This is a genomic window from Nostoc sp. UIC 10630, assembly GCF_010747425.1.
GTDB lineage: Bacteria > Cyanobacteriota > Cyanobacteriia > Cyanobacteriales > Nostocaceae > Nostoc.
In genome coordinates this window covers 1-22,041 of record NZ_JAAGOG010000145.1, presented here as the reverse complement: position 1 = coordinate 22,041, position 22,041 = coordinate 1, and the positions used below count along the sequence as shown (strand labels likewise).

Below are 22,041 nucleotides of genomic sequence, written 5' to 3'. Positions count from 1 at the left end.
TCGACCTAGATATACATTTCTTGCTTCGTCGTTAGCGTCAGATGTTTATAAGAGAAAGTAATAAAGATTTGGTATGGGTACTAAAAATCAGTTTTTGTGGTAGTTTTATCAGAAACACCCAATTTTTCGCCCATAAACTTGGGTTATCAAGCTTTATTGGGAATTACGACAGATATCCAATTGATAAATTTCTATTTGAATATACTATATAGCTTTTATGAAAATGACTTTTATCAATTGAGAAATTTATTACACAATATTGAATATATACATTTGAATAATCAAACCAAAAAACGATTGTCACTTTTTCGCAGATATTAATTTTTTAATAGTATTAGTCATGGAAAATAATAAAATAGTATAAATAATAGCATGGAAAAAAGTGTTATTAATGCCAGCCTTTCTACTCAGAACCTAACTTTTCGTCCAGGTGATACTCCTGTATCATTTGAGGTAACTGTTAATAATGACAGCGATCGCTTTGTCAATTTTCAGGTAGAAATTACCGCCGCCGGAGAAACCCGGAACACTGGATACCGATGGTATCGACTCGAACCAGAGGTAGCAGCAGCTAAACCACCAGGAAGCAGTACCATATTTCAAGTCTTCATATTTAATACACCCATTCCAGGATTTGTCGGTACTGTCAACCTGATGGTGAATATTTTTTCGCCGCAATTAGCACAACAGTGCAGACTTGTGCTACGTCTGAAAATCGAACGAGATAACAGACCAACACACTTAAGTGTCGAATTGCCTGTGCGAGAGTTCCAAGTTTATCCCCGCAATTCAGTAGATATACCAGTGCGGGTGCGGAACTTGGGGCAACAACCAACTGATGTGGGGCTACGTTTTACAGGCGTTGATCCATCCTGGCTAACAGGTAGTGCAGAACGCCGATTATCTTTAGATCCAGGTGGATTAGCAGAAGCCACATTTCAATGTCAACCTCCTTCTGTAGTGCAAGCGCCCAGTCAAAATTACCCTTTTACTATTGAAGCTGTTAGCAATAATGGTTATCCAACCAGTGCTGAAGGCAACATTGAAGTCTTACCAGTAGGTTTTATAGACTTTACCACCACTGAAAAACACCTCAAAATTCCTAGTAAATCGGCATGGTTGCCTGACTGGAAATCTGATACAGCTTCCTTTGAATTACTATTTAAAAACGCTAGCAACCTCAACCAGCAAATTAATGTCCAGGTACAGGGTAGAGACTGGCGAAAATGTACTTTCAAAAAGCTTCCTGAAAATGCCAATCTCCATTTAGGAGAGACAAGTAAGGTTATCCTTGATGTTAAAACAAAACGCCCTTGGGTCGGAATCGGTAAAACTCTTTTATTAGAGGCTAAATCTGAATTATCCGACCAACGTTTAGGGAGTACAGACCCTGCCACGCAGACATTAGAAGTTGAGGCTCTACCAATTATACCTCTATGGCTACAGCTAGCTGCGATCGCACTCTTAGCTGCACTCCTAGCATTAATACTGCAACCAAGAGATATAATGCATACACGTTCTGTAAACTCAATACGCTTTAGTGGTATTGGTTTATCTGTGGTCAGTGGCTCAGATGATTGCACATTAAGACTTTGGAGAATTGCTGCTGACAGCTTGAACCCCGATGACACAGTAACATACGCTGGGCAACCCGTAGCTTGTGACCAACGGCAACAGCCTAAAGGTTTAATGGCGATTACTGATGATGCTGTAGAAGTCTTACGCTTCATGCCATTACAAAATGATCGTGTTGCCGTTGGTCTCGATAATGGTTTAATTGAACTTAGAGATGTACCATCAGGTTTAAAGATTAGCGAACTTCAAGACTTTAAAGATCCTAAAGCAAAAGGCGATCGCGTCTTTGACCTAGCTTTCACTTCAAACTCACTTAACTTATTCAGTGGCTATGGCAGTGGTAAAGTTAGAGTATGGTCAAGATCAGCGCCTAACAGCGATTTTCTGCCAGAACCGCAAGTTATCGACGTACAAAGTACATTGAAACTATCAGGTTTCCAAGTCCGGGCATTAAATCTCAGCCCAGATGCTAAAACTCTAGTAATTGCCGGAAACTTTAAGCGTTTTATCTTGTGGCAGTGGAACCCAACTCAATCCGATAAAAAATTCCCAAGTTTATCAGTGCAAAATCTAGAAAAACTAGACCCATTAGTTGGGCGTGAAGACTATATTTGGGGATTGGCTTTTGTTCCTAACTCCACAGAAAAAATACTAGCAACTTCCGATTCTGCGGGATTCATTACGATTTGGAATTTGAATCAGTGCCAAACTCTCAAAAATCCCAATCTGCAGGAAAAAGTTAATGAACTCAATTGTTCGCCAATAGATCGCTGGCCAGCATCAAAAACATCTGTGCGTAGTCTAGCATTTAGTGATGATGGTGGTTTGCTAGTAAGTGGTGGCGATGATGGACGAGTGGTGCTTTGGTACTTAACTCCCGAACATAAGCTCGACAAAATAAAAGCAGCAGAAGGTAAAACAATTTATCAAAGCGCTAAAAAAATCAATAGTATCGATTTGAAAACTAATCAAGGAACCATGATTGTTAGTGGTGGTGAAGATTTTCAAGTCAAACTACACCGCATCAAATAAGAGAGTCAATGACATGCAAGCTAAATTCAATCCACTGCAAGTTATTATCAACCCACCTGGAATTCAATTTGGAATGCCAGGAGATACCATTGAACTCTATGTTGTTGTAATCAATCAAGGAGACCAAGATGCGGTTATTGACTTACATTTTGTTTTTGACGAAGTATTTCAAAATTTAACCGGTTGGTCTAGTTCTCCCAGAGAAAGTTTAGCATTAGCTTCCCAACAGAATAGCGACGAAGTAAAATTTGAGTTTCAAATTGCCGCAAACACTCTTCCCGGAACCTATGACTATACATTAGTCGTAGATTCACCTCTACATTATCCTCAAGATACACCCATAACCTTCCCAAACCAAATTAAGGTTCTGCTACAAGAACAGACTGCAATTCGGGTGAATGACCCGACATTTTCCATTAGACCTAACACCAACCCCAACAAGCCGCTAATTTTCAATCCTAGTGAGCCTCTGCAAGTAGAGGTTATAGTTGATAATCGCTCTTATCTTGTCGATAGGTTCCGTTTGAGTTGTCCCGACTTAGACGAAAACTGGTTCACAATTAATTACCCCGCAAGTGGATACGAGGGTTCTGGATTGGTGTCGGAAGCTACTGCCCTAGAACTCAACCCTGGCACTAAAGGTCAAATATTGTTGAAATTTCACCCACCTGGAGATACACTCGCAGGAAGCTATTCTCCGACAATCCGCTTGTATTCGGAGAACTCTCCCGATTTAGTACTGCTAGACTTGGTGTACATTCAAATTCCGACAAATTATCGCTTAGATATAGAACTTCATACGATTTTGGGACAAGTTAGCCGTAGTCTAGGCAAATATGAATTATCACTAGCAAACCAGGGTAATATTGTCCGCGAACTGATATTAAGCTTAAAAAGTCGAGACGAAGAAGAACTATATACTTACAAATTTGATCCGACTGAAATAAGATTATTACCGAATAGAAGTGCTGTGGTCAACTTGACGGTCAAACCCAGACCTTGGTGGCGTAAACCGTGGTTTGGGGCAGGGTTAGTGGTTAACTTTCAACTCGACATCAAAGACCAAAAAAATTTACCCCTACCTAACACATTGCCTCAAGGCAGCTTGGTATGGAAACCCCGTCCTTTGTGGCAATTTATTCTGTTAATTTTGGCAATTTTGGGATTATTAGGAGGAATAGGATTTATCCTTTGGCGAATTTTAAATCCCGATCCTTTGAAATTAGAAAATTTTAGTGCAAAAGACTCTCAAATTACTGAAGGTGATGAGGTTGCTTTGAACTGGGAGATTCACCACTATAAACAATTGCAAAAGTTGGTTCTGACGGCTAAAGGTTCCCAACCCATTGAGCCTATTATTTATGACTTTAGCAATGGCATTCCTGAAGCACTGGGTAAGGGAAGTACACCTCTTTGTCAGATACAAGAAAGACAAGAGCTTATTTGTAGTAACGTCAAAACTGGAGTGAAAACAAAAGGAAATTACACTTTTCAGTTACAAGCCTCTTATCAAAATGGTATACAATTATTTTCTCGAAATAATCAAGTAGCAACCCAAACAACCCAAGTAGAAATAGCTGAGAAACCAATTGCTGAAGTTGTTAATTTTCAAACAGATAAACCACAGTATACAAAAGGTCAAAATATTCTTTTAAGTTGGACTATCGCACGTCCATTACTGCTGCAACAAATTCAAATTGGTGGCAGTGCAGATGATGAAACATCTTACGGCGAACCAATTACTTATAAAATTAATCAAGGTAATCTTACAGACCCTAAGCTTAAAAAGCTATGTACACAACAAAATCAAGAGCTACGATGTATAAATATCCCTATACCTGCATATAAAGCAGGAAAATTTGCCTTTCAAATCAAAGCTTTTTCTAATGGAAGTCAAAAAACTAGTTTTAAAAAGACTGAATCTAAAATAGAAATTTTACCAAAACCATTTAGGATTGTTTCTTTCACAATCAACGGTAGCGATCAACCAAATCTGGTTCTCAATGAAGGAACAACTGCTACCCTAAGTTGGAGAGTAGAAGGGGAAAAAGAAAATATTCAAGTTAAACTTTTGCCATACGGCGATGAAGTTGCATTAAGTGACTCAAAGCAGTTTCCAGTTAATCTAGCCTTCCCACCTCAAATCACGCTGCAAGTTAATGATATATCTAATAAGCAACCGCCCCAGCAAAAAGGATTTGTAATCACAGTCCTTAAAAAAGTAGTACCTACTCCTATACCTAGCATTAACCCAATTCCACCTAACCCATTTCAAAGCCCCTTACCTCTCAGGTAAATTTTATCAGGCTCTTAGGCACATTCTAAATAGGCTGTGAAAGGTTGCTTGCCCTATTTCCAACTAACTCAATTCTTATTTTTCTGAAAACCTCGATGTCTTCGCCCATTTTGAAACAGGGGTTTTCGTAACGGTACTACCTCAGCTTCATTACTCTCGCGTGCTACCCGAATCAGCAACCCAGCAGCTATTAAGCTAGCAATCATAGAATTACCACCATAACTAAACATGGGTAAAGGTAAGCCTGTAGTTGGTAGAGAACCTGTAGCCACACCAATATGGAGCAGTGATTGTCCTATCATCAAAATCGTTACGCCGATCGCTACCAATCGATGCACTATATTTTTAGCCTTCAGCGCCACAATTAATCCTAGGGTGGCGAATGTAGCTAAAAGTGCCAACAACACCATACTGCCAACAAAGCCAAACTCCTCAGCGAACACGGCAAAAATAAAATCGGTATCCTGAATGGGTAAATAAAACAGTTTTTGTTGAGAAAGCCCAAACCCGGCTCCCCAAGTTTTACCAGAACCCACAGCTAGTAGACTTTGCACCAACTGGTAGCCATCTCCTGTAGCATCCGCCCAAGGATTGAGGAATGACATCACCCGCTTACGCTGATACTCTTTTATGCTAATACTGAGTATCGCCAACATTACTCCGCCAATTGCTGTTCCTCCCAGGTACTTGTAAGGTAAGCCAGCCGCGAGAGCAATTAGCCAAATAGTCATACCGCAAAGTGCTGTTGTACTTAAGTTGGGCTGGGCAAGAATTCCTAAAAGTACCAAACCAAAAATACCCAACCAAGCAAAGCGAACCCGCCAACTGATACGTTCCCACTGACCAAAAAGCCGCGCACTTTGCAGCACCAAAAAGGGTTTAATTAATTCTGAAGGTTGAATAGGAATTGGCCCGATCGCAATCCAACGGGCTGCGTCAAAAGCCTTTTTTCCCAATCCTGGGATTAGTGTGACGAAAATTAATGCCAAAAACAGCAACAAAAACCAATGGGATACTCCCAAAATTTTCTGCAACGGCAAATTAACAATAATATTAAATCCGATTAAAGAAACTAAGACCCAAAGTAGTTGACGCTTAAAGTAGTACAGTCCATCACTCTGACGTGCGTCAGCGACGGGATAGGATGCTGAAAATAGCATTATCAAGCCGACAAACAGCCAAATCAAAGTTAACCAGCGCAACAAACGCGCTTCTAGTGCCCAGTTGGAGACTGAACTATCAAAAATTGGAATCAGGCGGCGTAGATTCACGAGCAGTACAGGTAAAAAGTTAGGAATTAGGAGTTAGAAATAAAACTCATAAATCATAACTTATAACTCATAAGTAAGCTTTGCAACCATAAATCTTAGAGTTGTTAACTTCAATACACCGTTAGTTAAATATTTTTGACAAATTTGGTTGGCTATGAATGCCATACCCTTAGACGAAACAAGCTATGCTTACCATCCCATAGAGATGGCATCACTACACGTAAACTAAAACAATATTTTATACATTAAACGCAGTAGTTTTAAAAACAATTGAGAATTCAGAGAGTTAAAAAATAAATGGTTAGTGCTTCTCTCCCAGTGCAAGCATTTCTTAATTCTCATAATTCATAAAACATAACTCAACGATTTGACGCAATCAACTGCTTGTGTGTCCATAGAGAGGGGAATTTCAATCCAGAATTCAGTGCCCTGCCCGGGTTCTGATACACATTTCAGTGTTCCCCCATGTTTTTCAACTACAATTTGATAGCTAATTGACAAACCTAGTCCTGTACCCTTACCCACAGGCTTAGTTGTGAAAAATGGATCAAACAGTCGTTCCTTAACTGCTTCTGTCATTCCTGAACCATTATCAGCAATTCGGATAACACAGTTCGTTTCAATGACTTCTGTAATAATTGTAATTATATTCGGACTGGCAAGAATTTCTGCGATCGCGCGTTTATCATTATGGCTTTCGAGTGCATCGATGGCATTACTGATAATATTCATGAACACTTGATTGAGTTGTCCGGCGTAGCAATCTACCAAAGGCAAGTTTCCATAGTTTTTAACTACTTTGATCTCAGGATGATCTACGCTATTCTTAAACCGATTCTGTAAAATCAGCAAGGTACTATCTAGTCCGTGGTGAATATCAACCTTTTTCATTCCTGCTTCATCAAGACGAGAGAAGTTCCGCAGAGACAAGACAATTTCAGAGATCCTTTCGGCTCCTACTTGCATCGAATCTAGAATTTTGGGCAAATCATCTAGTAAAAAATCTAATTCGATTTCATTAATGCATTCTTTAATTTCTGGCACAGGATTGGCATAAAATTGCTGGTAAAGAAGCACAAGCTTTAGCAAACACTGTGTATAATCTTTTGTATATTTTAAATTCCCGTAAATAAAGTTAACGGGGTTGTTAATTTCGTGAGCAACTCCTGCAACCAACTGCCCAAGGCTGGACATTTTCTCAGCCTGAACCAATTGGGCTTGAGTTTGCTGTAGCTCCCGGAGGGATTTTTCCAATCTTTTAGCCTGAGCCTCAGCAATTTCCGCTAGATTCTCCTTAATTTGCAGCGCACTCCGCAGTTGTGCCCTTTGTTGTTTCAGTTCGCTTGTTAACTTTTTGGCATCACCCAAAGCGGTGTTTTGAGATTGTAGTAAAAACAGAAAATCAACTATTGGGTCGTGAATCGCAAAGTCTTTGAGTTTGATACCCAAAGGAGCCAAGCTAGTTGTATCTGTAATCCAGGGAGAACCTAAAAAAAATATTACCTCCTCCTCTGGTTGATACATCATCTGACCCTTGAGCTGCATTCCATTGTGGAGAAACTCTAAAATAAATAGGGCACGAGGCTGTTTACTAATAGCATCAAAATCAATCAGAATCTTTGGACGGTTAATTTGAAAATGTTGCTCAATCAATTTACCAACTAATGGCTCAGGACTAATGCGTCCCAAGACCTCACCAGTTTGTACAATTTCACGATTACGGCTAAATGCGAAGTGGAAGGGAAAAGCTTTCGCCAGTAACTCTGGTGAAAGCGTAAGGTGAGGAGGAGCCATGCTGCTACACTCAATTTGGTTTATAAATCACTAAAAATTCATCATGTTCAGCACCTTCATCCCGATTCTGGGTTTGGGTAATATGAACTTCTGTATCAAACCTTGTTCCCAATCCTTTGATTAGACCAATAACCATTGGAGTTAGCCCTTCTCGATCAGAACGATAGTGTAAACTTAGAGAATTTTCCTCCATATCAGTACACTCAAATGATGGGGGCTGGAGTTTAGGAAAGCTAACTCCTACACGAGCATGAAGATTGTCGAGGTTTTCTAAAAACTCAGGCAATGTATCTCCACTCATGTCCAGCATTTCACCATAGCCTTCTTGGGCTGTGTACTGAACCCAGAATTCCCCAAAGGCTTGCATAATTTGTTTGGGAGATAAACTTAGAACCACACTAGCTGCTTTTACCAACTTGTGGGTGATGTCATCGGGATAGCCTTCCATACTGAGGAAAACATCTATGTCCACCTCTGCTTTGTGCTTAATTTGTTTCCAAGTCTCTTCGCCAAAACGACTGCATACCATGTCTTGAATCGCCTTGTTCACTAAACCGTACATGGAAGCCTCCTGATGACTACACCTAATTTTGCTTTGTGAATTTGCCCAAGACTCGACAACTAATTTCTTAAAAAGATTATTTTAATGACAAAATTTTCTATAGTTATACTTTGAAAATGCTTTATTTACAGATTTAAAATCCCAAAAAAACAAGTAAAACTGTTTGTATTCTAATGCTACAAATCCTTATTGTTACAACCGTATTTTTACTTATTGCTTTGCCCAGCTAGTTTTGAGGATTTGTAGTAAGCACTAAAGTCCTTACTACAAACTTGTTTACCCATCAATTTAAACTTGACACAATACTACAGCAATACATCAAAATGCACCCATGAATCAGGATACAAGCTGTATTTAGAGATTTGACGCTGAATTCCATTAAAAAATTGGACACGCGCATCCATAGCTTCTAAAATAGCCAGTTTTACCTTGATATCCTCCTCATTCATGGTAATTCGAGGTTCAATCACTGCTGCTAGCTTTGCTGCATGACTATCATCTACATCAATATGGACTTCAAAAAAGATCAGGGCTTCTTTGGGTAAGGGAGTAGCACCAATAATTCCTTTATATAGTTGCGTGTAGAGTGAGCTAACAATCCCTTCGGAAGCATAACAGACAGCACCCAGTGCAGCTAAGTAGCCATATTTATGTGGTATCTGCAAGTAAGTTTCAATCAGGGCACAAGTTTCAGGTGCAGTGGGTAGTGCTGCCAAAGTTTCGTCGTCGATACCAAGGGCGCGGGTAAATTGACGAAACAACTCTGGGTGGGACTGAGTTATATCTCCTTGTCCCATTTCGTCAAAGAGGTTTTCTAAGATGACTAACTGACTACTTTCATCTTCGCAACAAGATAAGATACTAGCTAAAATCCGATTAAATTCTTTGGAGAATTTGTACATCTGAACAGCTAGTATCTGTACGTCTGGTAAAAATAAATTTTCAGTTCGACAACGGATTAGGAATTCATGGCTCCATAGAGGATGATTAACCGTTATTTCACGGAAGGAATTTATCACTAAAGAAGATGTCTGTGTCATCGTAATATTTGTAGGGCTAGATGAAGTGGTTGGTCAAGTAAGGGGCTAAAAAATGATTTGTCTACTGCGATATGTTCTGAAGTTACACGCAATTCCTGTAAAATTGGCATAGTATTAAAGCCACCAATTCTAAGGGCATTAAAATAATCTTCAAGAGTTTTGTGAATCAATTGGACATTTAACCAGGAGCCATCTCGTTTCCAAATACGACCAGGAAACTGCTGATCTCGCTTACTGAAATAGCCTGCACCCTCAACTTGAAAATAAAACGGATATGCTGCCTCCCGCATATATGGAAAAGATGGATGGGGAACGCTAAATACAAATCGACCGCCGGGACGAAGAATGCGTGCAACTTCTGCCATACATTCTTGGGTTTGAGAAATTGTCAAATAGTTAAATAGAAATACTGCAACAACTAAGTCAATTTCGCCATCATCAAACTGCTTGAGATTGGTAGCACATCCTACTTCGTAGCTAATACTTAAAGGATGTTCTACTTCTTGCAACTTTGCGGCTTCAATCATGCCTTGGGAAAGGTCTATTCCATATACTTGTGCAGCACCACGCCTATGTAATTCTCGACTGCAATAACCTTCTCCACAACCTATATCAACTACTCGCAGTCCACTAACAGGCTCACAAAGCTCTAGTACAGAAGGGCGTGCTGTAAAGTCTGAGAGAGAACTAGGTTCTCCTCTAATCCAGTCTGATGCTGTGTGATTGTATAAGTTTATAGTTGAGTCTTTGTGATTATTTGACATTTTTAACTATCTATTTATATTAGATTTATGTTGCTTTTAACCAATCGGGGTTTAGTAAGAATTAAATACTGTATATGTTTTAACATTTTGCTAATTTAATGCTAATGTTGATTTTACTGATTTTTGTTTTCTGGTTAATTTTGTGTTAAAAAAGCATAGTTTTCAAGATACAACCTAGTTCAAATATTCTAAACTTTTTAATTTCTTCAAATATAAAAAGTTTAATATAATTAGGCTTCATGAAGTTTTCGGAATACTTAGTTAATGCCTATTTCACACATAAATACTTTGAGGTTTAAACCTTACCTTTACATATACTTTACTAATCTGGTTAAAATTAACTCTTTAAATCAAGATAAAAAATAGAAAGTAAACAGTATATTTTACGAAGTATAAGGAGAATAATCTTGTTAGGTTGTAATAGTCAGATCGTTTTTAAAATGAAATGGCTTGGGATGTATGAGTGATTTAAATAATTTAGAATAACCTTGGAAGAGATCATGTTAGAAGAACTGTTAGCCAAGTCAGTAGTGGGCGATCGCGTAGAATACGATCGGGCGATCGCATTCTCTCAACTTGGAGATCGACTCTTTGATGAGCTTGCTGATAAAATTGCTACAAGACGACAGTACCGATTATTGTTTGAACACACATTAAAGGCTGAGTTGTTCCAGCAGATCCGCATTGCTGCTGCTGGTTATATTTCAGCGTGTCTGAATAGTCACATAATTCTTTCAGAAGCTGAAATGCTGGAACGACTACTGGAAGCAAGAAATACATTACCGAACTACACCGGTACTGGTCTTTTGATGCCCAAGCGAGAACATACTTTAGTATTTAACCTCTTTCAAAAAAGTGTCGCTGAGGCTTTCTACCAACTAGGAGCAAATGAACTGATTGATGCAGTAGATTTACCAGTCAATCTCCGCATAGTTTATGGTAAAACTGATGCAAAAAAATTGAGTTTGCCCTTCGCTAGCTCAAAATGCCATAGTGATGTCTGGGCAGGTGTTGCTGCTGATGCGACTGTAGTAGTTCTGCCACTATTTGGCGACATCGATAATATAACCATTGAAGCAGGTGAGATGCCGCGCGAGATTGAACTACAGTCTATGCAAGTGATGTCAGACTTCGATGAAGGCCGGGATGTTCCAATGGTTGTCTCCTATACAGAAGCACAACTGCAACATGGCACGATGTACTTTAATGATGCTCGTGGATTGCACCAAACAGTAAGAAGGAAAACTGAAGGTCTAAGAATTTCTGTAGATTTCCGGTTTCGGAGGAAATTCAATGAAGCCTACCGGTTAATGGTAGCACCTAGTCTTGGTGGTGTTGAAGAAGATATGAGCGTGCCTTATGAAGACTGGCTAAAAGTTGGTCAAGAAACGCTAATTGTGTTTGATGAAAGTTGTGAACAAGCCAGGAAAAAACAGAATTCTAGCGCTCCAGTTCCGCTATATACTCGTGGTTATCGCCTTATAGAAATGTTCAACTCTTAACTTTCAGAAATATAAGTAGGGCTTGCTGAATAAGTCTCTCAAGCAAATCTAGAAGCTACACATCTGACAAAATAGTTGTTTCATCGCTCAGTTTCCAAATTTACCCAGCGATCGCTAGCGATTGTGCAAGGGTTTTGAGACTCTCAATGTTATAACCTTGCACTTGTTTGTTTGAAAAAGGCTTAAAACCCTTATCTGGTCTATATTACACTTCTATTCAGTAAGCCCTAAGTAATAAAAAAAGAGGTCTGGTATTAGACCTGTTTATCAATTTTTATCACCCATAGACCTAGATTCATAAATTTTGCGATAGTCTAATTTTCCGAAATAGAAAACAGATTTTTTGTAATATTAATTCTCAACAAAAAAGAGGTCTTTTTCAACCTCTTACCAATTCCCTAAAATAATATTCTATTTACAAAATTACGACAAGCCAGTATTAGCACCTTGCTTACCAGTTGCCAGTTCCACTTTGATAATTTTGCCGCCTGCTTTTTGAATACGTTGTTGTTCACGGAACCAGTTTTCATAGGGAACTAGCTTAGTGAAGTAAGTATTTTGCAGTTCGCGTTGGGTACGAATTCGGGTTTGGCTGGGAACTAGAGCAGTAATTTTAAACAAACGGGACATATTTTGAAAATCTCCTGTAAACTTTGTGAAAACTTTTTTTATCTCAAAATCTTGAGTGCAAATCTTTTAATCATTCCAAGGCTGGAAATCAAACATCAATACTAGACCACCAACACTCATCACTGATAATTTACCAAGATAAGCAATATAACGTTCTAGCACTCACGGTTGATTTCCAGACCTTAATAAAGCCGCACCTAAATTCTTAAGCGCAAACTAGCTCTTAGCTTAAGCCAGAAGAGATATAGTCTAAGTAAACGCCCATTTCCTTACCAGCGTCAGAACCAACCAAGCTAGCAGTTACTTCCTTGATTGCTTGGATAGCTTGCACGGTAGCACCAACGGGAACTCCTAAGGAGTTGTAGGTTTCTTTCAAGCCATTTAATACACGCTCATCCAAAATGGAAGGATCGCCAGCTAACATAGCGTAGGTGGCATAGCGGAGGTAGTAGTCCAAATCACGGATGCAAGCAGCATAGCGGCGGGTGGTGTACATGTTGCCGCCGGGACGGGTGATGTCAGAGTATAGCAAAGATTTTGCTACAGCTTCTTTGACGATCGCAGCAGCGTTAGCGCTGATGGTGCTAGCAGCACGTACCCGCAGTTCGCCAGTAGCGAAGTAGCCTTTTAGTTTTTCTAAAGCAGAGCTGTCTAAGTATTTACCTTGAACGTCTGCGGAGTTAATGACAGCGGTAATTGCGTCTTGAGCCATGTTGTTAATTCCTTATTTCCAACCGTATTGCAATACTTCTGTTTCGGCAGGGAAACAGCATCACCCTATAGCAGGGCACCAACTAGGTAATCGAAGTAGGTACCAGCTTCAGAAGCATCATCACCAGACAGCAATGTAGTAGCTACATTCTTCAGTCCACGGATACCTTCAGCAACACCATCAATAGGGGTTCCCAAGGACTTGTACAGTTCACGGGCACCGATAACACCAATTTCTTCAATCGGTGTAACATCACCAGCAACGATACCGTAGGTAACGAGGCGGAGGTAGTAATCTAGGTCACGCAGACAAGTAGCAGTCAATTCTTGACCGTAAGCGTTACCACCAGGAGACACAACATCAGGACGCTTTTGGAACAATTGATCGCCAGCTTGCTTAACCAGCCGCTCACGATTTTCTGTCAAAATTTGAGCAATCCGCACGCGGCGTTCACCACTGGCAACAAAGGATTTGATCCGATCCAATTCACCAGGGCTGAGGTAGCGAGCTTCTGCGTCAGCATTCACGATAGCTTTCGTGACGATACTCATTAATGGATTCCTCCAATACAAATGAAACCAGGATTTGATTAAACTGGTGAGACTCTAAATTTGGTTTACTGAGTTTGTTCTCTCGTTCTTTTAGACACAACAGTTTGATAACTGCTACGGCTAATTAATTACGAGTTTTCTTGAGTCAACACAAGTACACAAGCTTTTAAACTCAGTTACCTTCCGCAAAACATTTTCCGGCATTCTGTTGAGCATTTATGACTGCTCTTAACACTTTGTAATATTACCTTTCAGAATTCCCTGTTTTAGCTGTAATCTGAGAGTGATATTACGAAAGGTTACAAAGGAGAATTGGGAATTGGGAAAAAATTAAATTCCCAGTCCCAAGTCCCCAGTGTTCAATCTCTACTCAGCCGCCTGTACACTGCCTAAGTAATTACCTATTGGCAAAGATGGGAAGCGGTTGTAAGGCACAACATATTCACCGAAGTAGCGGCTATATTCTGGGCTTTCGACTATTGCTTCTACAGCAGCCGACAAACCACTATCAGCTAGCAGCTGGTTATACTGGCGAATTTCTTCCTGATCTGCGGGTGTACGCCCCAACAGGTGACGGAAAAGGAACTCAATGACCTTGGCATGAGGATAAGGTGACAAGAAGCGCTGACGATAGATTTCGGAACTAGCCAGCTCACGCACAAACTCCCGCACGGAAATTTCACCATTCTGGAGTTTGTTGTCTAGGTCAGTACGGCGGAAATTATCAGGCACTTCACCGCTAAATACATCCAATACCTGACAGTAAATGGCGTTGATTGCCTGTTGTGTTTCGGCTTGGTTTGCGGTTTCTGTTAGACGGTAAATGCGTGCATGTTTACGCACACCCAGTTCTACGGGTTGTCCGCTACCATCGTTGTAGGAACGACCCAGTTCAGCAAAAGCGGGCTTGCTCTTGTTGATACCGTTTGTTTGGGCTGCTATATCTGCGATCGCCTGTGTCAAAAGTGTCGTATCGTTACTAACTCCTACACGTGCTTGCACGGGTTTAAAGCTAGGCACAACTACGTCATCATTTTGCTTGGTCAGCTGGTTGTACAGCTTCTCGGTATTCGGGAAGTTTGCCGCAGGTAGGGTTGGGAAGCGACGGTAAGGAACCGTATCTTCACCAAATACCTGGTTATATTCCACACTATCTACCAAAGCACCAATAAAGGCACGAATCCCTTGAGTAGCCAAAATTTGGTTATACTTACGTATTTCTGCCTGGTCTAATGGCGCACGTCCCAAGAAGTGTTTTGTTCCCAACTCAATCACTTTTGTGTTGGGGTAGGGTGTGTAGAATTCTTTCAGGTAGAGGTTAGAGTAGCCCAAACCTTGAATAAATTCCTTCACACTGATTTCGCCGTTACCCAACTTGCTTTCCCACGCCGTAAATTCATTTTTAGCGATGTAGGGTGCAATATCGCGCTCAAAAATCTGACGATAGGCAGCGCTAATCAAGGTTTTTACTGCAACTTTGTCACTGGTATTGGAAACCAGTTTGAAGATTTTGGTTTGTTCGCGTTGCTTGCTAACACCTTGGTTAATACGGAACTGAATATCTGGTTCTGACCGTTTTTCTGTGACTGTACCCAATGTCACAAAGCTTGGCGTTACTTCCTTCTGAACTTTTGCAGCAACATCTTCACGAATGCTACCAACGCGCAATTGCCGCCCTGATACACCACCGGGAGTCAGATACCGTTCGTAAGGAATTGTATCTTCACCAAATGCCTCGCTGTATTCTACGCTGTTAATGATGGCATCAACGACGGCGTAAAAGCCTTGTTTGGAAGCAATGTCAAAGTACTTGTTGATTTCTTGACGACCATAAGTCGGACGACCCAACAAGCGGCGGTGAATATACTCGATCGCTTTACAAACATAGAGCGATGACCAGTACAGATTGCGGAATACATCAGACTTAGCCAAAGCACGGATAAACTCACGTACAGAGATGTCGCCGTTTTCCAGCTTAATTTCTAATACCTTCGGGCGCTGACCTTCGTAAAGATCGCGACCAAAAACTTGCAGATAAGCAGCTCTAATCACTGCTTGTGTTGAGCTTTCGGAGAATCTGACGCTAGAATTTTTGGCAGCCTTTTTACCTCTTGTACCAGGTAGTTGGTCTAATTTGAACACCTTGGGACCAAGAGTACCAGGAGCTTCACCCCGTGCTTTGGGATTACTATTTTGGTTATTAATCCCTGCCCCTTGGTGAATCAGGATGCGTTTGGTATCTTTGCCAAAAGGGGCCGGACGGGTGCTGGGGTTGCGAGTTTCTTTCGGGAAAATCGCGCCAAACTGAATTTCTAAGGGGTCATTACCAGAACCGTAAGGATGTTGGTCTGGTAGTGGCTGTTCGTAAGCAGCAAATGTGGTAATAAACTGAGGTATTTTGCGGAAAGGCGCACTGTAGTTAAACAGGTCTTGCTGCGGCCCCCAGTTGCGACATTCTTGTGCTTCTTGTCCCAGACCCCGGAGGTAAGGTACTGTTTCTTCACCAAAATAGTCGCCGTATTCAGCAGAATCTACTAAGGCATCTACCAGGGCTGGCAGACCACCATTAGAAATAATCGAGAAGTATTTTTGCACTTCTTCCCGGCTACTTGGCCCCCGCCCTAAAATGTGGCGGAAAGCAAGTTCGACGACTCGGCTGTTAATAAAAGGCTGGTAAAACTGTTTTTGGTAAAGGGGAGATTTAGCTAGACGACGAACAAACTCCTTCACGGAGATGTCGCCATTTTTCACCTTGGATTCTAAGTCAGATATGGACAAGCTATAAGCACGGGTAATGTCGCGCTCAAAAATTTGCCGATATGCTGCTTTGATGACTTCATTTTTTTCGCTAGCTGACAACCCAGTTTTCATCACAAACTTGGGACGGCGTTCTGCTGCATTAAAGTAAATTTGCGGCAGTTGCAACCCTTGCTGGTCGCTAGAGGGACGTTGACGGACTTTATTTGAAGGTGTGGCTGCTTTGAATTCTGTTAACAAAACATCCATATACTGAGACACAATTGCTGTAGCCTCAGCATCCTTGCGGAAAAAGGAAAGCGATCCGGCTTTGATTTCTTGCAAAGCTACCAGCGTTGCTTCACCAGAGCAGGCATTTTCAATTATTTCCCGCAAACCCCGTGTGTTCACCGCTATGATGTTGGGGTCGCCAGCAACGATCGCATAAGTAGCGTAGCGCAAGAACCAGGATAAATCCCGTAAGCTCTTGGCCATATTGCTGGGGCCATAACGAGCAATGTTAATTGGTCTGAAACCTGCGGGTACTGGACCACTGGGGGATGAGTTAAATATTGATCGTAAATTTTCTAGGAACCCGCCACGACTTTCAACGTAGGTTACAGTTCCTAGTTGCATCCCTTGCTGAACATTAGCACCACCACCAGCAGTTACTAGTTCTGCTTCTCTGGGCTTTTCTAAAAAAGCCATTGGCGAACCACCGACAAAAATCCGGTTGGCAGCGCGAGACACAATAATCTCGGCATTATCTGTAAGCGTCTGGGAAATCTCTAAACGCTTTGCACCAGATGCAAAATAGCTTGCCAGTTCATCTAGTTCACCACTTCCCAAAAAGCGGTCTTGCTGCTCGGCTTGGGTAATTGTCGCTACAGCTAGGGTTTGATATAGTTGCGGACGCGCAACTGAGCTTCCACCACTCGCCTTAACACTCATCGGCTTTGTAAAACTCCCATCATAATCGTTATATATGTTAAATCTGGGTCGTTTTGAGGGTTGACACATCGGTGTCTCTGTGCTTTATGAGCTTGAGAGTATTGCCTGCAAAACTGCCAGTAAATTAACCCAGTTAGCTTTTAGATTAGAACGTTTTGCGTTCTCAAGGCTGGTTTATTAAGAAGTGTGTAGAACCTGTAGCTTAGATACATCCAGTCTCAAGAGTACATACTCTTGTTTGGCTGAGATCAAATCTAAGTTTTGTAACTCAGAAATAAGCTAGGTATGGTCTACTGATGCTGAAAACCTCTATTTTGATGTTTGGGTAGTATCCATTCTACGATTATTGCAAATGTTACAAAATCTTAGTTGAAACTAAATTTCCTTCAGCAATGATCGGTGGACAGTAGTCATTAGTCGATGTTAAGTTGTTTTTGCTACTGATGACTGAATATTACGAAATAACCCCGCCCTGGAAATAATTCTTAAATTGCGGTGTTTTTTAGCTTTAGCTATCAGTATTCTTTAACGGGAAAATACTATGCACAAAAGTTCTAAATTTAACTATTTATTCAAGGTTGCCCTGTCTGCGATCGCAGTTATTTTAGCCGTCACTCCTGCAAATGCGCTTCCAGAGCAGAACATCAACACCGTTGTTAAGTGGGCAAAGACTCGTTCGCAACTACCAACTTTGAGATACAACAGTGAAGCCCACGGCTACGAGGGAACAAAAGGAAAATTATACTTTTATGCTGATGTCACTGAAGAAAATGGGACAGTGACCAAAGAAGGAATAACCGTGAGTGGTGACTCAAGCATCAAATTCACCACAAAAAATGCCAAAGCGGTGAAACTGTTACAAAATATTTATAATTCTAATATTGCTAATGACTTCCAGAAGTCTCGGTATGCCACCAAGGTTGGACGTGACCAGTTTTATCGTGGACAAAAGTTTGCTTACATCACGGCGGCGGTGCAAGGTGGGTCATCATTCCAGATAATTCCCTTGAATAAGTTGCAAGAGTTTATAGATAATGCCAAATATTGCCAAACTAATCAATGCGACATTTAATTAAGTGTATTATTAAATTTGGTATTTCATGCTGATAAAGCGACGTAAATTTATAGGCTTGATTCCTGGTTTGGTAATAGCTAGTACTAGCTGCATTCTTTTGAGTTTCAATACCACCAAATATTTAACAGTTAATCGGAAACGGAATTTACCCTTCTTCTTGGGCTGGTATGACCACATTTACAATATTGATGTTTCAACCCAAGTATCTTCTAAAGGAATTGATCTATTAATACCTTATGTAGGAGAAGCAGACAAGGAAAAAATTCAAGCATTTCTGGATACTTCTAAGAAAGCAGGAGTAAAAGTTTTATTAGAAATTTATCGTCCCCTAGTTGAATCAGAAAATATCTTAGGGGTAAAACATTTTATTCGTACTTATAAAAATCATCCTTCTGTTTATGGTTGGTATCTTTATGATGAACCAGAGATTAAAAAACCTACACCGCTCTCTCCAGATTTATTAAAAAAGATATACCAAGCTATTAAGGAAGAAGATAATTCTAAGCCAGTTGCTTTAGTCTTTGCTGACATTAAAAAAATTGAATCTTACGCCGATGCCATGGATATACTGATGTGGGATCGTTATCCTTGCGAGGAGGGAGTTTCAGAATTTGAATGGGTATTATCTTACCGAAAGGCACTGTATAAAGTAATTTCTCTAGCTTATGTTAAAAAGAAAAAATTTTGGAACGTACTACAGGCTTATAGCAAAAATCAGTTCAAAAAACGACTACCAACCAAAAGAGAATTTCGCTATATGTTTTACTTATCAGTCCTTACAGGGGCAGATGGGCTGCTATTTTGGACACACTACCTCTCTTCACATTTCTGGAATGAGTCAGTTTTGTATCCTACTATTCAAGAATTTCGAGATTATGTTTCTGCAATTGTTAGAGGGGAAGACTCAAAGAATCAAGTACAAGTAAATCACTCAGATATAGAAGTTAAATTATTCTCGATTCCTAATACTAAAAATTTTGTGATGATAGCTGTTAATCACAATGATACTCAGATTGATCTCACCGTAAAACTCCCTCAAAAATTAGCTAATAAATTAGTTACTTTTAATCAAAACCCTATTACCAAACTATCTGATGAGGCAGGATTCAGTATTCTTTTAAAAGCTTACGAAGTTCTGCTATATCAAATTGTGATATAAAAAATCCTTCTCTAATAATTAGAGATTCTCCAAATAAAATAAAGAGTAGGCACTTCAACCTTTTTTCCTAAAAACTTAAGTATAACAGTCCTAAATTATACGTGAAAGCTTTTCTTTATTTTCTTAGGGCTGTTCTCTAACAAGACGCTACGTGTAGAGGACACACCAGAAGGCACTTCGTTAATTTTCATAACATAAATAGGATTGCTATATCTGCAAACCTTCATATTCTTGCTTAGTTTTGAAAAATATAATTAGGGTAATTTAATAGCGTTGCAAAAATCAGCTTATTTGATGATAAGTTTGGAGACGACCGTCTTGAGTTAGAGGATATTAAAAGCAAGGAAATTAAAAATTCTGCAAAGAAATAAAAGGTGCGTCACATATTAATTTACCAATTTTTTACTCCCATAATTTTCTGGCGAAATAATTGATATGTATATCCAGAAAAGTGAGCAATCGGCATACTTAATAAAGTAACACCACAAAATAACCAACGGCTAAAAAATGATGGTATTTTATCTTCATTACCTCGCCAAATTTCGGCAGAAAAGCTTTTCCAATATACCAAATTAACTCGTAAACTCTCTAAAAAAGGCAAAAATAAACCTATTATAACTAATATTTCTATAGGTAGACCTAGATTGGGAAACAGTAAATCAACAATCAGAAGTAAAATTACAGTAGATATAAATACAAAAGGTAATAAACCTCTTAACTGCGATTTGAGTTTGTGTTTTGTACTCGTTAAATAGCGACCTCTGCCATATCTAAAATATTGAATAAACAAGGACTTCCAGTTTTTTCGAGGGTAGTACCAGGCACGAATTTTGGAGTCAATATATATTGCTTGTTTATTGTGGGAAATTAATCTTTGATTTAATTCAGCATCTTGGTTAGTAATTTGTGTTGTATCAAATACCTTTTTTAATCTCAAGTTTAATTCAGCATCTTCATTAGAACTTGCTTCGATATTATAGCCTTGTATCTCTAGTAAACTCTTTTTCCAGAAGCATCCTAAATAAACTGTATCCGCATAACCTGTATAGTTGGGATTTCTATATTTAGCTCCACCATTACCAAGAAAACTTTTGGATGCAAGGGAAACACCAGCTTGGAAGGAAGTTTGTGCAACAAAACGCTGCGCTCCACCAACATTGTTAGCTTTTGATTCTAGTAAAGCCTCGACACATCTTTCAATGTAGTCAGGTGCATAGTCCGAATGGGCATCAATTCTAATAAAAACATCACCGATGCATTCAGATAGAACTAAATTAAGACCAGCCGATTGAATTTTTTCAGGATTATATATTAATTGAACCCGTGCATCTTTATATGATAGTTTTTTGACTATTTCTTGAGTGCCATCATTACTGCCACCATCAGCCACAAATATCTCGATTAGGTTTGGATAACTTGTTCTTAAAAACCCTAAAATTAGGTTTTCTATATAATTTACCTCGTTATAGGTTGGTATAGCTACAGTTACAGAAGGAAAAGTATTGGCTCTGGGTTCAACTAACATATTAGATTTAGCTATTAGATTGAATTTACCTTAGAAGAAATAACAATTTCAATTACAAGAAGATTTTTATAGGGATCATTATAAAGCGCATACATGCTTTTAAAAAGCATAAACTATCAGTTTTGAAGCTATTAATAGGAGATAGTGGAAAGTATTTCTTACGTAACTGTCTGTGTACCTTATAATGTTTAAAGACTTTTATAGAAGATATGCCTGTAGTGTCATAGTAAGAAATGGGAAAATATAGCAGGTGTGGTTGAGCAATTAAAGAAGCTCTAATATTAAAATCATAATCCATTTCTAACGCTAGCCGCTCATCATATAAGCCGACTTTTTGGATAAGCATTTGAGAGAAAATGGTAGACTGGTGACAAATAGGATTACGAGATAAAAATAAGCTTTGATTCCAATGACTATACTGCTTAATATGTCTTTTTAAGTATTGCTTACGGCTCAAAGAGATAGTTTCTCCAAACGCCCAAAGCCATTTTTGTTTCATATAAGAATCTACAATTTTAGTAATTACTGCTTTATTAACTAAAGTATCTCCAGAATTTAAAAAAATCAATAAAGTACCTGATGATTTCATTAATCCTATATTAAAAGCATTAGCAATACCAATACCATTTTGCTGAAACATAGTTATTTTTTTCTCATGTTTATATTGATTAATAAGAGTCACTGTTTCGTCTATTGAATGTCCGTCAATAATAATGTGATTTATATATTTATAGTCTTGCATGCTAACACTATCTAAAGTTCTGAGTATACAATTTGAAGAATTTTTTGTTAGAGTAATTACATCAACTTTAATTAGGTTATTCATGATTTTTTAAAATTAAAAGAATTTATTTACCACCGAGAAA

At 39.4% G+C, this 22,041-nt stretch carries 16 protein-coding genes; 5 read left to right on the top strand and 11 right to left on the bottom strand.

All coding sequences use genetic code 11. From position 1 onward, the window contains the following. The first annotated feature begins 372 nt into the window (after positions 1-372). Both G1O98_RS26760 and G1O98_RS26755 read left to right on the top strand, forming a co-directional pair. Positions 373-2,607: a hypothetical protein gene (locus tag G1O98_RS26760; protein ID WP_163934314.1), complete on the top strand. Its 2,235-nt coding sequence runs from the start codon at positions 373-375 to the stop codon at positions 2,605-2,607. A 13-nt stretch (positions 2,608-2,620) separates the two neighbouring features. Then, entirely contained in the window at positions 2,621-4,903 is a 2,283-nt protein-coding gene (locus tag G1O98_RS26755; protein WP_163934311.1) for a hypothetical protein, read from the top strand. Positions 4,904-4,971: 68 nt separating this feature from the next. Here the strand turns inward: G1O98_RS26755 and G1O98_RS26750 are convergent, their stop codons facing one another. The 5 genes from G1O98_RS26750 to G1O98_RS26730 all read right to left on the bottom strand — a co-directional run bounded on the left by G1O98_RS26750 (position 4,972) and on the right by G1O98_RS26730 (position 10,334). Continuing rightward, on the bottom strand, positions 4,972-6,174 hold the full coding sequence (locus G1O98_RS26750) for an FtsW/RodA/SpoVE family cell cycle protein (protein WP_163934309.1): 1,203 nt from the start codon (positions 6,172-6,174) through the stop codon (positions 4,972-4,974). 345 nt (positions 6,175-6,519) lie between these two features. Then, entirely contained in the window at positions 6,520-7,968 is a 1,449-nt protein-coding gene (locus tag G1O98_RS26745; protein WP_163934306.1) for an ATP-binding protein, read from the bottom strand. A 10-nt stretch (positions 7,969-7,978) separates the two neighbouring features. Further along, complete coding sequence (locus tag G1O98_RS26740) at positions 7,979-8,530, bottom strand: heme NO-binding domain-containing protein (protein ID WP_163934303.1); 552 nt, start codon at positions 8,528-8,530, stop codon at positions 7,979-7,981. A 305-nt stretch (positions 8,531-8,835) separates the two neighbouring features. After that, positions 8,836-9,570: an iron-containing redox enzyme family protein gene (locus G1O98_RS26735; RefSeq protein ID WP_163934299.1), complete on the bottom strand. Its 735-nt coding sequence runs from the start codon at positions 9,568-9,570 to the stop codon at positions 8,836-8,838. Then, positions 9,567-10,334 carry a class I SAM-dependent methyltransferase gene (locus tag G1O98_RS26730; RefSeq protein ID WP_163934297.1) on the bottom strand — a complete coding sequence of 256 codons (768 nt, stop codon included), beginning with the start codon at positions 10,332-10,334 and terminating at the stop codon, positions 9,567-9,569. The genes G1O98_RS26735 and G1O98_RS26730 overlap by 4 nt, the downstream gene beginning before the upstream one ends. Positions 10,335-10,834: 500 nt before the next feature. Here G1O98_RS26730 and G1O98_RS26725 point away from each other — a divergent pair, with 500 nt between their 5' ends. Next, positions 10,835-11,836 carry a hypothetical protein gene (locus G1O98_RS26725; RefSeq protein ID WP_163934294.1) on the top strand — a complete coding sequence of 334 codons (1,002 nt, stop codon included), beginning with the start codon at positions 10,835-10,837 and terminating at the stop codon, positions 11,834-11,836. Positions 11,837-12,259: 423 nt separating this feature from the next. Here G1O98_RS26725 and G1O98_RS26720 read toward each other — a convergent pair whose 3' ends face one another. From G1O98_RS26720 to G1O98_RS26705, 4 genes are all read right to left on the bottom strand, one after another. After that, on the bottom strand, positions 12,260-12,466 hold the full coding sequence (locus G1O98_RS26720) for a phycobilisome linker polypeptide (RefSeq protein ID WP_012411143.1): 207 nt from the start codon (positions 12,464-12,466) through the stop codon (positions 12,260-12,262). A gap of 223 nt (positions 12,467-12,689) precedes the next feature. Next, entirely contained in the window at positions 12,690-13,178 is a 489-nt protein-coding gene (gene apcB, locus G1O98_RS26715) for an allophycocyanin subunit beta (RefSeq protein ID WP_069068902.1), read from the bottom strand. 65 nt (positions 13,179-13,243) lie between these two features. Continuing rightward, positions 13,244-13,729, bottom strand: a complete 486-nt coding sequence (gene apcA / locus G1O98_RS26710; RefSeq protein WP_012411145.1) for an allophycocyanin subunit alpha — start codon at positions 13,727-13,729, stop codon at positions 13,244-13,246. 366 nt (positions 13,730-14,095) lie between these two features. Next, positions 14,096-17,416, bottom strand: a complete 3,321-nt coding sequence (locus tag G1O98_RS26705) for a phycobilisome rod-core linker polypeptide (RefSeq protein WP_228058382.1) — start codon at positions 17,414-17,416, stop codon at positions 14,096-14,098. A gap of 541 nt (positions 17,417-17,957) precedes the next feature. On the opposite strand from G1O98_RS26705, the gene G1O98_RS26700 reads away from it, so the two are divergent. Together G1O98_RS26700 and G1O98_RS26695 are read left to right on the top strand one after the other, a co-directional pair. After that, positions 17,958-18,488, top strand: a complete 531-nt coding sequence (locus tag G1O98_RS26700) for a hypothetical protein (RefSeq protein ID WP_163934289.1) — start codon at positions 17,958-17,960, stop codon at positions 18,486-18,488. Positions 18,489-18,516: 28 nt separating this feature from the next. Beyond that, the gene (locus G1O98_RS26695; protein ID WP_163934286.1) at positions 18,517-19,650 is read left to right on the top strand and encodes a hypothetical protein; all 1,134 of its coding nucleotides are present in this window, start codon (positions 18,517-18,519) and stop codon (positions 19,648-19,650) included. Between the two features lie 391 nt (positions 19,651-20,041). Here G1O98_RS26695 and G1O98_RS26690 read toward each other — a convergent pair whose 3' ends face one another. Both G1O98_RS26690 and G1O98_RS26685 read right to left on the bottom strand, forming a co-directional pair. Beyond that, positions 20,042-21,175 (bottom strand): glycosyltransferase family 2 protein, encoded by a 1,134-nt coding sequence (locus G1O98_RS26690; RefSeq protein WP_163934282.1) that lies wholly within the window; start codon positions 21,173-21,175, stop codon positions 20,042-20,044. Positions 21,176-21,227: 52 nt separating this feature from the next. After that, on the bottom strand, positions 21,228-22,001 hold the full coding sequence (locus G1O98_RS26685) for a glycosyltransferase (RefSeq protein ID WP_163934278.1): 774 nt from the start codon (positions 21,999-22,001) through the stop codon (positions 21,228-21,230). Positions 22,002-22,041 lie beyond the last annotated feature (40 nt).